Source organism: Vibrio sp. E150_011 (assembly GCF_053544015.1).
Window position 1 is genome coordinate 101503 of sequence record NZ_JBHFOL010000007.1, and the last position, 15776, is coordinate 117278.

Sequence of the window (15776 nt, forward strand, 5' to 3'; positions counted from 1 at the left end):
AACTATGTTGAAAAAAGTCGTAACACTCATTTTTATTGTTGGCGCGGCATGTTATATGGTGAAGGTGAAAGCCGAAATACCGGGATTAATACCTGAAAAAAGTTGGGATCTTAATGGTTACGTAAAATATATGGCAACCGGTAGTATTCCCGATCATGGCGCTAACTCATTAGATAACCTCATTCACCAGCGATTTAACTATGAATATCGGTTTTCATCGTCACTGCGATTTAATGCAGGTATGCGCAATCGTGCATTGTTTGGTGATAGTTTGTCGCTGCCTTACTATTCAGAAGTGGCGGAATTAGACACGGGTTATTTTGATCTATCCCGTAATGTTATCGATAACGACCACCTTATTGTGAATAGCCAGTTCGATCGACTGTATTTAGATTGGCAAGGCGAGCAATGGAATGCTCGCGTCGGACGCTCTCGTATAAATTGGGCAATGAATACCGTCTGGAACCCAAATGACCTGTTCAACTCGTATTCAATTTATGATTTTGATTACGAGGAACGTCCTGGCACCGATGCAATATCAATAAGCCGAAAACTGGGTTTTGCCAGCAGCTTTGACGTAGTTTATAGCCCGAACAAAGACAGTGATCTTCAGCGTTATTCGGCACGATACTTGTTCAATTACAATGGTTGGGATGCGCAGACGCTCGTGGGTCGTTCGGGGCTCGATAATGTGCTAGGTGCGGGGTTTGCTGGCGATATTAATGGTGCGAGTTTGCGCGGTGAGTTGACTTGGTTTGATCCGTGGTCACAAGGAGAAGGGGGGGCTCAAGAAAACGACAACGCGACGTTAGTCTCTAGCCTGGAAACAGATTTCAGTTTTAGCGGTCAACGAAATTGGATGCTCCGTGCATCGGTGCTGTATATCAGTGAGCCTCAAGAAGCCTTGGATGCGGAAGCCTATCTGACACTGCCATTGACAGCAAAAACCCTGAGTTTCACTCGCTATACGGGATATGCCGATGTCAGTTTTGATTTATCCGCGTTAAATCGCTTTACTGCGTCAGGGAGTTATTATGAAGACGGATCGTATTTTGTTGGTTTGTCGAACAGCTATTCACTTGCCAATGATTGGCAATTACTGACCGTACTTCAGCGTTTTGATGGTAGCACGCAAAGTTTGTTTGGACAGACGCCGTCTACGCTGCTGTACGCCAATATCAAATGGTCTTTTTAATCCCCATGGTTTTATCGGTATTCAATTGAGGTACAACAGAGGAGCATCGTTGAAGTGATGAGTGGTGACTCATTGGTTCGATTGATGAAGATGTCGTTTTATTTTTTCGAAGACCAACGGAAACCAAGCCGTAAAATCACTGCGCTGGTTTGCTAAATGTGCGTCTACCTGTGACTCTGACCACCACTGGCATTGTGATGCTTCGTCTGGATTGAGTTTGGTTGCGACATCATCGATGTGAGCAATAACGACATGATCCAGTTCATTTTCAGTGAGGCCATTCGAAAATTTAGCGCAATAGCTTATATGTCCAATGTCTTCCAGTTCCAACGTTGCATCAATGCCCATCTCTTCAACTAAACGTCGTGTTGACGCGGCGATGATCGATTCTTCTGGGCGAGGGTGAGAGCAACAGGTGTTGGTCCAGAGTCCTGCGCTGTGATATTTGTTTAGGGCGCGTTTTTGAAGTAGGTACTCAAACCCATTAGCAGTTTTTCGGTACAGCATGACGGAAAATGCCAAATGCCTCAGGCCTAGACGGTGAGTATTCAGTTTTTCTTCTACACCAATTTGGTTACCCAATCGGTCTACAATGACCACTATATCGTCATACATATTGTTTGCCTTACTGCTACTGGAAGTGTGCAAAGCTCCAAGCTTTGATTACTCATTAAGTCTAACTCACTTCGTTCCTTTCGCGAGCGAGGCGACTATACCATGACCAAAATATATATCACGGTGTAAATAAGAAATACTTGCATGCTAAGCCTAAGACGCTGTATCGACGTGATGAAAGGGCGTATTAAACTTTAGTCGTAATCTGTTGATTTTATTTGGTTTGAGTCTATTGTTATTTATGAGACCCAACAATAAAAAGGAAGTGAATATGGATGTAGTGGTGAAGCTAACTAACGGACAGTTTGGTGTGTTGGAAGATTGTGAGCGTCTTGACGTTGAAGGCCAGTTGGTAGAATGTTGGGTTGAAGAAAAAGAGGGCTTTGAGCTACAAAGCGGTATGGTTGAGTTTGTTGTTTAACCATTGATTTTATCATTTATGCTTGCTTTGACGCAGTCGAACAGAATGCAATAAAAACGCCTAACATAGTTTATGTTAGGCGTTTTTATTTAAGCGGGTGTCACGTTGGGTATCATCGGCTATGCATTTTTCATCGAGTTATTGAGTTTTACTGAAAAATTCAGTATCAACAATAATCCTATCGGGAATAGCGATGCAAACAGCATCCATGTCCATCCTTGTGAAAATAATACGATACCAGCACCTAATGATCCTGCCGCCTGAAAGGTAGTGATGGAGAAATCGTTGATCGCTTGAACTTTAAACCGCTCGTGTGGGCGATAAGTTTGCGGCAAAAGTGTGGTTCCGCCAATAAACAGAAAGTTCCAGCCAACGCCTAATGCGACGAGCGCCCACCAATAGTGGTGGACGGAGTGACCGATTAGACCAATAGCAATACATCCGAGCAAGATAATACTGCCCAATGTAATCAGTTTATAAAGTCCGATTCGTTTAATGATAAAGGGAGTGATGAGCGAAGGGAGATACATCGCCATGACATGACTTTGAATGACCCATTTTGCATTTTGGATATCATGTCCATGCTCCGACATGGCAAGTGGGGTGGCGGTCATCAAAAACGCCATTACGGCGTACGCGGTTAAGCCGGATCCAATCGCGAGCCATAACAAAGGTTGACGAAATAATTGATGGACAGGCCTGACGATACCGGAATTATTGCTTACTTCTGGAATTTGGAGGGGCTTCATTCCTAGAGCAATGACCATCGCACCAATCAGTTCCAATACCCCCATCGCCATGTATGCGTTGGCGTAAGCAGAGTCAAATACACCAATCAGTTGACCCCAGTTTAGTAATTCTGGTCCTACCCAAGCCGCCGCAATACCACCAACTAAGACCAAGCTGATCACAGAGGCATGTTGAGTCGCGTTGTCGCAACTCTCAATAGCGGCAAATCGATACTGCCCGACATACGACAGTTGTGTTCCTAGGATAAAAGTACTGAATGCGAACCCCCAGAAATTGCCTAGCTCAATCGTCCAACTCGCAAAAAACGCCGCCAAGCTACTAATGAGTGCAGCGATAATGAATGCTTTTTTCCTGCCAAGAAGGTGCTGAATTTTTGCCGCTGGGAAAACGTTGAGTGACACACCAAGGATGAGGGTCGTGACAGGAAGCGTGGCGTAAGCAGGGGAATCATGTAACGTCGCACCAATAATGCCGCCAAGAAATACATTTAGTGCACCAACGGATAAAACGAACGGCTGTACGCAGGCGAGTAACCAAGCATTCCATGGCAGGTTCTTCATTTAAACGATCCAAGTAAAAGAAAATAGAGGCTTTGACTGTTGTACAAGAAATGGTGAGGAAAAGAAAGAAGTGCATTGAGGGAGCAATGCACTTCTCTTGACACTATATTGGTTTACGCTTGGCTTTGTAGCTCGGCTTTTGCTTGTTGCTGTGCGAGAAACTTAGCAATGACTGTTACGCCAGCAATGTACATTGCGCCACCTAGCAGGCCAACCGCCATCCAAGAGAAACCGTGCTCAACAACATGGTCTTTGTGCAGAATACACATGACCACATAAGTAAAAGTGATGTAGCTAAACGCGAAGTGCGCCACAGGACCTAAGCCAATAGTAATCAGTACCACACCACCGACATAGATATAAAACGCGTTTATACCGCCAACAAATGGGGCTAACGTGCCTAACACGGTAGGGATTAGCATACCCATCGCAATACCGGTGATGCCTGCTGCGAAGATGTTTTTAAGCTTACTAAGGTCGAACTTGGCTTCAAAGAAAAAGATGAGCGCTAGGAAGGCTGGCCACTTATCGTGAATACCTAGCTCTTGTAAAATAGCGGTACCCGCGACAATCCAAAGTGTAAGAAGCACAGTTTTTGTTATGTGTATGGAGTTGAATACTTGATTCATGTTGTTGTTCTCTGTAGGGCGTTAAGTTAAACGGATTGGGCGCGGATTTTATAGATTGTCGCGAGCAGGGTCACTATTAAAATTGTGGTAAGTGCCTGATTAATTGGAGTTAGATACCAACAACTATGAATTTAATTCATTGATGTTCAATTAATGCTCAGACGCATTGGTCGCAGTGATAGTGAGTGGAATTAAGGCTTGATGATTGAATTATATGTTTGTAAGAAGATAATATTTTATCGGGAAATATTATCTTTCTTGGGTTTGTTTGAGTGAATGTCTGCCCTCAATGACAGCGTTAAGATGTCGATGAGGGCAGTACGCAGCTAGGCTGCGCTATTCTTTACTGGAGGCGTTTTTTCGCTATCGGACTCAGGTTTTGATTCTGGGTCTGATTCTGATGGCGATGTGTCACTAAGGACATCTGCAAGCGTAGATTTAGATAGGTGACCCTGTAACTCGCCATTGTCATCCACAACAGGCAATGGATGGTCACTGTCTAGCGTTTCTGGTATCACGGCTTCAAGTAGTGCATCACTTTGCACGGCTGGAACATCGTCGAGCATCTGAGCCGGGATTTCTTTGTGGTAATCCTTTTTCTCAACTTGATCGAGTGCTTCTTGAGTAATCACGCCTTGATAGCCATCATCATTGACGACATAGCCAAAGTCTTCAGAAGAGCGGCGCATCTGTGCAATCGCTTCACCTAACGTCTCGGCAGTAATACGCGAGATTGGTGGCTGCATGACCGTTTCAACCGTCAGTGCACGCGCTCTGTTGACGTCTTTAACGAACGCTTCAACGTAATCGTCGGCTGGGTTCAGTAAGATGTCTACAGGCTTGTCTTGTTGGACGACCATACCATCGCGAAGAATAGCGATGCGATCGCCGATACGAAGCGCTTCATCCAAATCGTGAGTAATAAAGATAATGGTCTTGTGAAGCTTCTCTTGAAGCTCAATCAACTGATCTTGCATTTCACTACGAATGAGCGGATCAAGGGCTGAAAACGCTTCATCCATCAATAAAATATCAGCGTCAGTGCACAAGGCTCGAGCTAATCCGACACGTTGTTGTTGCCCGCCTGATAGCTGGCTTGGGTATTGCTTTTCATAGCCTTCAAGGCCTACGGTTTGTATCCATTCGTTGGCTTTTTTGAAGCGCTCTTCTTTGCTCAAGCCTTGAATCTGCAAACCGTAAGCGACGTTGTCCAATACCGTTTTGTGGGGGAGTAGGCCAAATCGTTGAAAGACCATCGACATCTTGTTACGTCTAAAGTCCTGAAGCCCTTTCTTAGATAGCTTCATTACATCAGATCCATCGACAATGATCTCGCCTTCAGAAGGCTCAATTAGGCGATTGAAATGACGAATCATGGTCGATTTACCAGAGCCTGAAAGCCCCATGATGACAAATATCTCACCAGGATAAATATCAAGATTGATATTTTGCAGGCCAAGCGTGTGACCGGTTCGCGCCAAAAGGTCGTCTTTGCTCTCACCGTCTTTAACGGCTTGTATATAAGATTTGTGTTTTGGGCCAAAGATCTTGTACAGATTTCTAATCTGAATAATAGGTTGAGGTTGAGTCATTAGTCTCGTCCTCCTAGATGTGCCTGCGTGCGCTTAGCATAGCTTTGCGAGACGCGGTCGAAAATGATAGCCAGCGCGACAATGGCCAAACCATTGAGTAGGCCGAGCGTGAAGTATTGGTTTGTGATTGACTTAAGAACCGGTTGCCCCAGTCCTTTTACGCCAATCATAGAGGCAATCACTACCATGGCAAGAGCCATCATAATGGTTTGGTTAATACCTGCCATAATGTTGGGCATTGCTAGCGGTACTTGAACACCAAATAAGCGTTGCATCGGGCTGGCACCAAAAGCAGTAGAGGCTTCTAGCACTTCTTTATCGACTAATCGGATGCCTAAGTCGGTTAAACGAATGACAGGAGGAATCGCATAAATTACCACGGCGATTACGCCTGGAATTTTACCGATACCTAGCAGCATCACGACTGGAATGAGATACACAAATGCAGGCATCGTCTGCATAATGTCTAATATCGGTGTGATGATGGCTCGTGCTTTTTTGGACTGCGCCATGATTATCCCAGTCGGTATCCCGAGGGCAATGGCGACAAAGGTTGAGACGAGAATAATACTCATGGTTCGCATGGTATTGTCCCACATACCAAAGAAGCCAATCAAAAAGAAAGCAACAGCCACAGAGAGGGTGAGTTTCCACGACCGACTTGCAACGTAAGCTAGGCCGGCGAGAATACCAATGATTAACCACCAAGGGCTAGTGAGAAGTAGCTTCTCAAACCATATGAGAAAGCTAAGTAACGGGTCGAATAAGGATTCAATCATGTCTCCGTATTCTCTTGAGAATTCTCGGTATGCGCCATCAAGTGTTTTGCGTATATCGAGCAATTGTTTTCTATCGAGTTGAGGAATTTCACTCAACCAGCTGGCATCGAACATCTGTCACTCCTTGACCACTTATGCCACTATTTATTGCCGTATTTTCTTTAGCACCAATGTTTGTTGATACTGGATAAGTCGGATACCTATCTGCGGCTCAATAGTAAAAATGTCGTTCTGTTTCGCGTCTTATCTTCTATTTCCATTGACCACCCCATATGACACTAACCGATTCACTTACCACTAAGTCATTCATTTGCGGCAAGCTTATTTGCTAGCATCGTACGAATTGATGGGGCATTGCACTGTACTGTTGAAGAGTGAACACTATTCCAAAAACGACCATAGTTGTTGTCGTTGTAAAGTTGTATCAGTAAATAAAATGCGCCATCTAACGTAAACGTTAAGCAAAATGTTTTTGTGCTTAGCTAAATGGCGGAGAAATAAGACAGCGATCGTTATGACCGCTGTCTATTTGCGATTGAACGTCGTTAAAGACGAATGGCGATTTATAGTTTATCGATGGCCATTTGTACTTTTGTTGCGACGTCAGCGGGCAACCACGCTGCCCATGTGTCTTTGTATTCTTTCATGAAATGTTCAGCGGCATATTCACCATCGGCTTGCTCGTCTTCCATCCAAGCAAGTAAACCGTTCATTTGCGCGTTAGTAAATTCACGTTTATCAAAATACGCCATCGCGTCAGGTGAATTTTTAGCAAATGCTGTCGTAACCACAGTTTCTACAACAGAAGGTGGATACATCGTTGGTTTTGGATCTAAACAGTCTTCGCTAGTGATGCAGTCTTTGAATTGTGTGGCGTCAATACCACTACCAAAATCGACTTTAACCATTTTATATTTACCCAGTACCGCGGTCGGTGCCCAGTAATAGCCAAACCATGCTTCTTCGCGCTCATAGGCTTTGGCAATTGAACCAGATAAGCCCGCACCTGACCCTGGATCGATAACGTCAAAACCAGCTTCTTCTAGGTTGAGTGCCGTAAATAGGTTACCCGCCGAAATTTGGCAGTTCCAACCCGCTGGGCAAGAATAAAAGGCCGACTTGGATGGGTCTTCTGGGTGTTCAAATTGCTTGGCATTTGCAATAACGCCTTTGATGGTGGCAAGTGAAGGGTCTTTTTCTACCATATAAGCTGGCACCCAAAAGCCTTCTTCTCCGCCATCAGACAGCGTCGTACCCGCGTATTCAATGCGTCCTTCTTTTACACCGGCATCGAGTGCTTCACGCATTGAGTTACTCCAGAACTCAGGTGCAATGTCAGGTTGACCTTTGGATATCATGGATGCGCCAGTGGGCATGGTATCGCCCGGTACTAACTCAGCTGGACAGTCGTAACCATGCTCGAGAATGAATTTGTCGATATTGGCAATGAGGGTTGCCGAGTTCCAGTTCATATCAGCGATAGTAACAGGGGCGCATTCGCTAGCAGAGACAGTTTGGAGGGAGGTAGCTAAAAAAAGAGAAGAGAACAGCAATTTCCTTGCAAGGTATTTCATAGTGATTTTCCATATCAGGGTTCACTATTAAGTATATGGAATGTTAAAAAATATTACAAACCACATTCCTGTTCTGTTAATACACAGATCACTTATCCGTCAATTAATGCTGATGAATTATGCGACTTGTTGCGCTTTTTTTCATGCTTAGTCAGCCAGATGATAGGAATAACGATCATAAGCGTACCAACGGCCATGAAGATATCGGGCATTTCGTCGAACCAAAGTAACCCAACTACGACGGCACCGATCAACCCGCTGTATTCTGCGCTGGCAATTTTATTGCTGTCTACCGAGCGATAGGTCAATACGCACGTGGCTGCGTAAATCAATATAAATAAACTTGACGCCGCTGCTGTCGGGAATGCGTTCCAATCCCAAGTTTCACCCTCTAGATAGACTAAGCACAGCGAAACGGGAATACCGACAAGGTTAGTCACGAACAAGGTGTGAACAACCGATTGGTGCTTGGGTAGTTTTCGTATTAGTAGGTTATTGATAGCAATGCTCAGCGCAACGACAAGCGCGGCGAGTGCTGCAAAGTCGATTTGGTCGGGTCTAATAATGACTAATACACCGGCGAACCCCATTACTGCGGCAGCAATGGTTTGTGACGACAGTTTTTCTTTAAAGAATAGCGAGGCCAATGGCAACATCATCAGCGGGGCGGCGTAAAAAATAGCGTTCGCTGTGGCCAGTGGCATAGCAGAAATAGCGTATACCATGAAGATGGCGCCAAACAGCCAAACGTGTGCTCTGACCGCGTGCCATTTAATGCCTTCAGTGAGATTTTTAGGTTTACTGAGCAAAAATAGCGGTAATAGAATGAGCACGGCCGAAAGCTGACGAAACAACACGAATTGAAAAACAGCCACGTCATTCCCTACGCTTTTAATCAGCGCATCCGACAAGATTGCTATTTGGTTTCCGAAGACAAGCAATAACATTGCGGTGCCGACTGACATGCTTTTCATTTTGTTCTCCTTTGCTACTTTACGAGAGCATAGTGATGTCATAGGATGAAGTTAAGTGATAAATATTTACTTAGTATGAGATATTTAGATAATGAAGCTCCCTCCCTTACGCTCCGTTCATTATTTTGAATCAGTGGCGCGCAATCTAAGCTTTTCGAAAGCTGCCGATGAACTCAATGTCACTCAAAGTGCCATCAGTCATCAGATTCGTTTACTTGAAGATTATTTAGGTGAGCCCTTGTTTTTGAGACAGGGTCGAAAGCTCTCGCTGACAGAAACCGGAGAGCAGTATCTCGAAGAGGTGAATCCCGCGATCGCCTCTATTGCCAAAGCGAGTCAGCGGATAAGAGAAGGAGAGCAGGGGACGATAAGACTCGCTCTGTACAGTTCACTGGCGGTCAAATGGTTGATCCCACGATTGTCTGAATTTAAGCGTTTGTATCCGGAAATAGAATTGACACTCAACATGGTTGCCGAAGACCCCGATTTATCGGATGCCACCGGCGATTGCTTTATTACGGTAGAACAACCTGCGCGCAACTACGTTGCTGAGCCACTTTACAACGAAGTCCTTTATCCCGTGTGCAGTCAAAAGATTTGGAAAGAGATCCATGACCAGCCGTTTCCTGACGCACTTTGGAACTACCCGATTTTGTCGACCGATTCTGTTTTGCACGAAAGAGGCAAAGATTGGCATAAATGGTGTGAAGCGGGTGGTTTTGAATTACCGCATGGTCTTGATATGCAACATTTTAGCCATATGTTATTGGCGGTAGAAGCCGCCAAATACGACCAAGGAATTGCCTTTGCCAATGGTTATATGATGACCGACAAAGATCTTCAAGATTTGGTTGTGGTGCCTTCTCATGGTCTAGACACGGGTGATCATTTCTATTTCGTGTATAAGAAAAGTCGAGCAAGACAGGTTGAGATCAAAAAATTGGCCAATTGGCTCCAGCAACAGTGTTAACCACCATATGGTGGCCGTCTCCACACAAAGGAGACGACGAAAGGTTTAACTGCCTGCCCCGGCTTCACTAAGCCGGTTCTTCGATCAAGCTTGTGCTATGAAGAAGCTCAGTTACCTTATTGATCGAAAATTGATTATCGACGGCGAGCGTGAAATCGCAGAGTCCAACTTTCAATATTAAATTATTGAGCTCAGGAAAGTGTGCATGGGGAGTGATGGAGACGCTTTCAATCAAATCAAGGCGAATAAAGGTGTGACCAAATTTGTAGTTGGTGTCTTTGACATCAATGATGTGTTTTCCCTGATTGGCAATGATAAGGTCAACGCCGTCGGTCATGATCATAGAGCGCAATAACTTGTGTTGAGTGAAATTATGGTAAAGATCCATCAAACTGCTTCGTTTACGATCGGTGAGTAGTTTTTCACTTTGGTACGCCAAAATATGTAAAGGCTCAAGTATTTGTTCTGTACCACAGTAGAAGCTATAGGTGACTTTATCCGTCAAGGATTGATCATTGCTATTGGCAGGGATCGGGTACGTGTTTCTAGGTGAAACAATTTCCCGTAACAGTTTAATGACGCTGCTGGCGACATCTTGCGACACCAAATTATATTTGATGACCATTTCACCTTGGATTGATTGTAATCCAATAAAGTTATCGAGTAAGTCACCGCCATGGGTGAGGAATAGCACGTCGGTGTACCACATCTTATCGGCATGGATGCGCTCACCGTCGATTTTCAAATGTAGAATGAACTCTTTTTGAATAATCACCACTTCAGGATACAGCAACATACCCGGCTTCATATTTCTTCGTTCTTGATGTACAGGAATTTTGAAGCTGTAGAGTGCACCTTCAAAGAAGTGCTGTTGCTCGAAGAACTGAGGCGGAATGTCTTGTTCAGACTTAATTTCGACCAACCAAGGGCCAAATTGGTCATACTCTTTTTTTAGGTCGTACATACCTTACCTTCCTTGTTGTCTATTCTTTAATCAATACAACTCTATGTAAAATAATAGCACTTTGTTGTGATCTTACTCGAAAGACGGCTGATCGTGCTCTGTTGATATGCATTCGGTGACCGACAAAGTAGGAGACGTTGAATGAGGAGAGACAGCGTAGGCTGAAGACGCTTTAAAGGCGGTAGCCACCTGTGAAAGGCCTTCAAAAATGATGGAAGAGCAGCAATATACCGCTCTTCCAACATGAATTGAGACAAGAGGGCGCTGTTAATACCAACAACATGCGATATCACAACCGCAGCTTTTCGTCATATTACGAACCGCATGGCATTAACAAAGCGCTAGAAGGCGTTAAAAGAAAACAGCTGCGCCCAAGAATACGTGTACATTTTGCCCATAATAATCGTGGGTGCCGCCTGCAACCCAGTTGGTTGAATCATTGAGAGTCACCGCATCTGCGTAGGACTCTAGATAGATTTCGCCCCAAGGAACAGGTGCCCAGGCGCTACCAATGTTAAACATTGACGTCTTGGTTCCAATCGCGTTTGTGTCATTGTTTCGCTCAATACCAAATTCATACCCGCCATAGACGCGAACAGAGTCGGTGACATAAACATTTGCTCCAAGGCCAACGTTATCGGTGGTGGTGTTGAATGGTGTGCCACTTGAACCGTTGCGGGCTTCAAAACGCTCAAATCGTGCGGATAGTGACGCCGCACCCTCACAGAAATGATGCTCGATACCCAGCGCAAACTGTTTGATATTGGCATCTTTTAGAATGATATCTTGAGATATGTCTCCGAGCAGATCGATGACACTTCCCGATATATTATCGGCTTGGTTGTATGCGGCGACGAAATACGTTCCCCAAGCATTGGTATATGCGGTTGCCGCCCCAAACCCACTATCAATGGTAATTTCGTCACTGACCGCAGGCAGAAATGCACCAAAGTTTAAACGGTTACCAAAGCCAATATGGTCTTCAGAACGTTTGGCTTGGTATTGAAGCCCAATATAAAAGTTGTCGGTTTCTTTCTTCCACACTAACGTATTTTTAGTGCGACGGCTGCCAAGTTGATCCGACTGCATCATATTCAAACCGCCCGCCCAGTAGGAGTAATACCCAATGTCTGACTTCACATAAGGGCTTTCTTGTCGACCAATCGTAATCTCGCCAAGGTTTGTATGACCAAAGCCGACATAAGTTTGGCGCTGTGCAAGTGCGATCTCCGATTCGTCGGATTGCGTACCAAAGTTGACGTCCCACTCAAGCTTCACGATGGCTCGATAGTCGCCTAGAGTGTGAACCACATCGAAGCCCATCCAAGAACCGGGATCTTCAACATACAGATTGCCAGATTCATAACCAATAGCGTCGGCGCTGCCCATTGGCGATTCAGGGTCGTAATGGTAGCTGCTCATCTGAGCGGCAATGGCACCATACATGGTAAGTTCTGTATTGTTATCGCTGTAAAGCTCCACTGCAGTGGAAGAAAAAGTTGCCAAAGTCAGCAAGGAAAGGGCGTGAGAAAAATTTAAATGTTTCATATTTTTGTACTTATATTAGGTAATTAAAAGCTAGTGTTTGTTTGAAATACTAGCGACTGCTTTATTAATTAGATAATACTTTGATTATTGATATGTATAATGGTTGTTAATGAACTAAGTTATCGTAATAATCAACATTTATCGCAAGCAGTCTATTGATAAATAGTCTTTTTATTCATGAGGGTTATCACAATTTATTTTTTTATAAGTTTTTATGCATTCGATAATTTGTGGGTAATGAAGTTGTTCTATTGATAGATTTAATTGATGCAAGCGTGGGGCGGGTTGTAGAGTTGTTTAAGAGAGCACAACACGATATTTTAATAATTGAGGTTGTTGATTAGATGTAAAAAAGCCCTTAAGAAAATTTAAGGGCTAGGGTAATAACGGGGACATTATCTATATAAGACTTAGAAAAAAACGGCTGCACCGAGGAAGAAGTTAGTCCCTTTTGATTGTGTATCACCTGGCAAATTTGTTTCATAGTTGAAGTTGTCGTTAAGTTGGACATCATCATAATAGCTTTCTAGGTATACTTCGCCCCAAGGTACTGGCGCCCACCCGAAACCAACGTTATAGATATTTACTTCTGATTTGGTATTTCCAGTCAGCTCGTTGATTTCTTTAGCCCATTCATAACTACCATATATACGCATTGTTTCGGTAAAGTAGAAGTTCGCGCCTAATCCCAAGTTATCTGTTTTGCTATCGAAAAGTGGTGAATTACTGCCATCTTTAGCCTCAAAATGTTCATATCTGCCTGATACTGATACGGCACCTTCCATGAAGTGGTGTTCTATGGCTACAGCGTATTGTTGCACTTTTGCATCGTTCGCAGTGCCCGTTACACTTCCTAGGATATCAATGAAATCGCCGTTGATATTGTTAGCTTGATTATATGCAGCAGAAACATAAGTACCAAAATCGAAGGTGTACGCGATTGCCCCCCCAAAGCCATCATCTATCGAGATTTTTGAACGATCTTGTAATTCATTGTTATTATCGAGAGTGCCCCCTACGATAAATGATCCAAAGTTGAGACCATTACCAAATGAGATTTGGTCAACATCCCTTTTAGCTTGGTACTGTAATCCGACATACAAGTTGTCAAAATCATTTTGCCATACAACGGTGTTTGGAGCACGTCGACTACCTAATTCATCGGACTGCATCATATTCAAGCCACCAGCCCAATACGAATAGTAACCTTTGTCAGTTTTCATATAAGGACTTTCTTGGCGACCAATGGTCACAGAACCAAAGTCTTCGTGACCGAAGCCAGCGTACACTTGTCGAGCAGTAAGCGCCTCTAGACTATCTCCATAGCCATTGAGATCAGTTTGTGTCCCAAAGTTTACATCAAACGCAATTTTTGCAATCCCAGAGTATTTTCCAGCAGTATGCTTGATATCAAAACCAAAATATGACCCCGGATCTTCGATGAATGTTGAATCACTATTTAATCCATAAGCTTGAGGTGAACCCATTGGTGTTGATTTGTCGTAATCGTATGAGCTTACTTGTGCAGCGATTGCGCCATACATAGTTAATTCGGTGCCCTCGTCATTATAAAGTTCAATAGCATTGGCATGCGAAGCTGCAAAAATAGTGATGGCGAGTGTAGAAAGTTTAAACAGACCTTTCATATTATTATTTCCTTTTAATTGTTATCCATTTTTTAGGTTTTATACCCCATTTAAAAATAGAAATTATTTTTAAAATACCACTATTGGGGGACAGGTTTACGTAGTTGTTATATTTAGCGCTTGTATTTACTTCTTGTTATTAATGACTTCATCATTTGGTTACAGTGTAAAATATTTCATCCAAACAGGTGTTTAATCTAAGTCACATAAATTGGACCGATGAATTGATAACTATTTAAAGTGTCAATAGTTAAGCGGGGTGAACTGCCAAGAAATTCGATTGATGTTAATTGGATGTTTTGTGGTATTTGGTCTTGTTGATTGTTTTTGGTTATTGATTGGGTTTGTGAATGATAAAAAAATATCACACGTTGTGATTGGATCTGGCCATTGTCTGGGTGGGGCGAACGGCGATGTGTGATTTTTATAAAGAGAGGGTTGGTTAGGGATTTTTAGGTTTTATTAGGCTGGGTTTTTATGAAAATCGGTATGTCGCTTCCCGAATGGCGCGATTACTCATTGAGAGGTGAATGAAAGCAGCATAGGATGTCGTTAGTCTAATATAAGGAGAGAACCCATGGTTTCGAAAATAACATCCGCGCCAAGTGGTCCAGAGTTATCTGAACTGGTTCAGGGGTATTGGCGACTAGCCGATTGGGGGATGACCCCGCAAGAACGACTGACTTTCTTAAAGCAACATATCGCGCTTGGGGTGACAACGGTTGACCATGCTGATATTTACGGAAACTATGAATGTGAGCAATTGTTTGGCGAAGCGTTAGCGCTAGATAGCCAAGTACGTGATGAGATTCAAATCATCACCAAATGCGATATTCAGTTGTGTAGTGAGAAATTCCCAGACAGAAAAATCAATCACTACGACACAAGTGCAAAGCATATTTATGAATCGGTAGACAATTCGCTGCAGCGGTTGGGTATTAATGAGATTGATGTCCTTTTGATTCATCGCCCCGACGCCTTAATGGACGCGGATGAAGTAGCGGGTGCATTCACTGAATTGCACAAGGTCGGTAAAGTTAAGCATTTTGGTGTCTCTAACTTCTCGCCGCGTCAGTTTGACTTACTTCAGTCTCGCTTAAGTAAGCCGCTTGTTACCAATCAAGTGGAAATCAATCCGCTGAATATAGAAGTGGCTCACGACGGCACCCTAGATCAATTGCAACAACTTCGTGTTTCACCAATGGCTTGGTCAACGTTAGCGGGTGGTGAAATCTTCTCTGGCCAGTCTGAGCAGGCACAGCGAGTCCGTGGTGAACTGGAGGCGATTCGCCAAGAGGTAGGAGTAAGCTCTATTGATCAGGTAATTTATGCTTGGGTGAAGCGTCTTCCTTCTAAGCCTTTACCTATCATAGGCTCTGGAAAAATAGATCGAGTCAAAGCGGCGGTTGATGCTCTCGACATTGAGTTAAGTCGCGAGCAGTGGTACCGAGTATGGGCGGCATCTAAAGGACACGGAGTGCCATAGTCTAAGTTAAAAATCGCACTTTCGGAGACTAGATAATCGCGCCTTTGTTATTACGGGGCCGCACTAGAAGTAC

14 protein-coding genes are annotated in these 15776 nt (G+C 43.8%); 4 read left to right on the plus strand and 10 right to left on the minus strand.

Annotated features, from left to right (window positions below; translation table 11 throughout):
* The first annotated feature begins 4 nt into the window (after positions 1-4).
* Positions 5-1195 carry a hypothetical protein gene (locus tag ACE1OE_RS12840; protein WP_449211310.1) on the plus strand — a complete coding sequence of 397 codons (1191 nt, stop codon included), beginning with the start codon at positions 5-7 and terminating at the stop codon, positions 1193-1195.
* Positions 1196-1264: 69 nt separating this feature from the next.
* Here the strand turns inward: ACE1OE_RS12840 and idi are convergent, their stop codons facing one another.
* Complete coding sequence (idi, locus tag ACE1OE_RS12845) at positions 1265-1810, minus strand: isopentenyl-diphosphate Delta-isomerase (protein ID WP_102470152.1); 546 nt, start codon at positions 1808-1810, stop codon at positions 1265-1267.
* 271 nt (positions 1811-2081) lie between these two features.
* Here idi and ACE1OE_RS12850 point away from each other — a divergent pair, with 271 nt between their 5' ends.
* Complete coding sequence (locus ACE1OE_RS12850) at positions 2082-2231, plus strand: hypothetical protein (RefSeq protein WP_198593099.1); 150 nt, start codon at positions 2082-2084, stop codon at positions 2229-2231.
* Positions 2232-2350: 119 nt separating this feature from the next.
* Here the strand turns inward: ACE1OE_RS12850 and ACE1OE_RS12855 are convergent, their stop codons facing one another.
* The 6 genes from ACE1OE_RS12855 to ACE1OE_RS12880 all read right to left on the minus strand — a co-directional run bounded on the left by ACE1OE_RS12855 (position 2351) and on the right by ACE1OE_RS12880 (position 9089).
* Positions 2351-3541: an MFS transporter gene (locus tag ACE1OE_RS12855; protein WP_449211311.1), complete on the minus strand. Its 1191-nt coding sequence runs from the start codon at positions 3539-3541 to the stop codon at positions 2351-2353.
* A gap of 113 nt (positions 3542-3654) precedes the next feature.
* Complete coding sequence (locus tag ACE1OE_RS12860) at positions 3655-4170, minus strand: hypothetical protein (protein ID WP_449211312.1); 516 nt, start codon at positions 4168-4170, stop codon at positions 3655-3657.
* 326 nt (positions 4171-4496) lie between these two features.
* Entirely contained in the window at positions 4497-5762 is a 1266-nt protein-coding gene (locus tag ACE1OE_RS12865) for a quaternary amine ABC transporter ATP-binding protein (RefSeq protein ID WP_449211313.1), read from the minus strand.
* On the minus strand, positions 5762-6655 hold the full coding sequence (locus tag ACE1OE_RS12870) for an ABC transporter permease (protein WP_102470156.1): 894 nt from the start codon (positions 6653-6655) through the stop codon (positions 5762-5764). The genes ACE1OE_RS12865 and ACE1OE_RS12870 overlap by 1 nt, the downstream gene beginning before the upstream one ends.
* Before the next feature lie 449 nt (positions 6656-7104).
* Complete coding sequence (locus tag ACE1OE_RS12875; protein WP_449211314.1) at positions 7105-8115, minus strand: ABC transporter substrate-binding protein; 1011 nt, start codon at positions 8113-8115, stop codon at positions 7105-7107.
* Positions 8116-8207: 92 nt separating this feature from the next.
* The gene (locus tag ACE1OE_RS12880) at positions 8208-9089 is read right to left on the minus strand and encodes a DMT family transporter (RefSeq protein WP_449211315.1); all 882 of its coding nucleotides are present in this window, start codon (positions 9087-9089) and stop codon (positions 8208-8210) included.
* Positions 9090-9180: 91 nt separating this feature from the next.
* On the opposite strand from ACE1OE_RS12880, the gene ACE1OE_RS12885 reads away from it, so the two are divergent.
* The gene (locus ACE1OE_RS12885; RefSeq protein WP_372061307.1) at positions 9181-10059 is read left to right on the plus strand and encodes a LysR family transcriptional regulator; all 879 of its coding nucleotides are present in this window, start codon (positions 9181-9183) and stop codon (positions 10057-10059) included.
* 67 nt (positions 10060-10126) lie between these two features.
* On the opposite strand, the gene ACE1OE_RS12890 is transcribed toward ACE1OE_RS12885, so the two are convergent.
* From ACE1OE_RS12890 to ACE1OE_RS12900, 3 genes are all read right to left on the minus strand, one after another.
* On the minus strand, positions 10127-11023 hold the full coding sequence (locus ACE1OE_RS12890) for a hypothetical protein (protein ID WP_449211316.1): 897 nt from the start codon (positions 11021-11023) through the stop codon (positions 10127-10129).
* A gap of 351 nt (positions 11024-11374) precedes the next feature.
* Complete coding sequence (locus ACE1OE_RS12895) at positions 11375-12571, minus strand: porin (RefSeq protein ID WP_449211317.1); 1197 nt, start codon at positions 12569-12571, stop codon at positions 11375-11377.
* Positions 12572-12981: 410 nt separating this feature from the next.
* The gene (locus tag ACE1OE_RS12900; RefSeq protein WP_449211318.1) at positions 12982-14217 is read right to left on the minus strand and encodes a porin; all 1236 of its coding nucleotides are present in this window, start codon (positions 14215-14217) and stop codon (positions 12982-12984) included.
* Positions 14218-14794: 577 nt separating this feature from the next.
* Between ACE1OE_RS12900 and ACE1OE_RS12905 the strand changes: the two genes are divergently transcribed.
* Positions 14795-15703 carry an aldo/keto reductase gene (locus ACE1OE_RS12905; protein ID WP_449211319.1) on the plus strand — a complete coding sequence of 303 codons (909 nt, stop codon included), beginning with the start codon at positions 14795-14797 and terminating at the stop codon, positions 15701-15703.
* Positions 15704-15776: the final 73 nt, after the last annotated feature.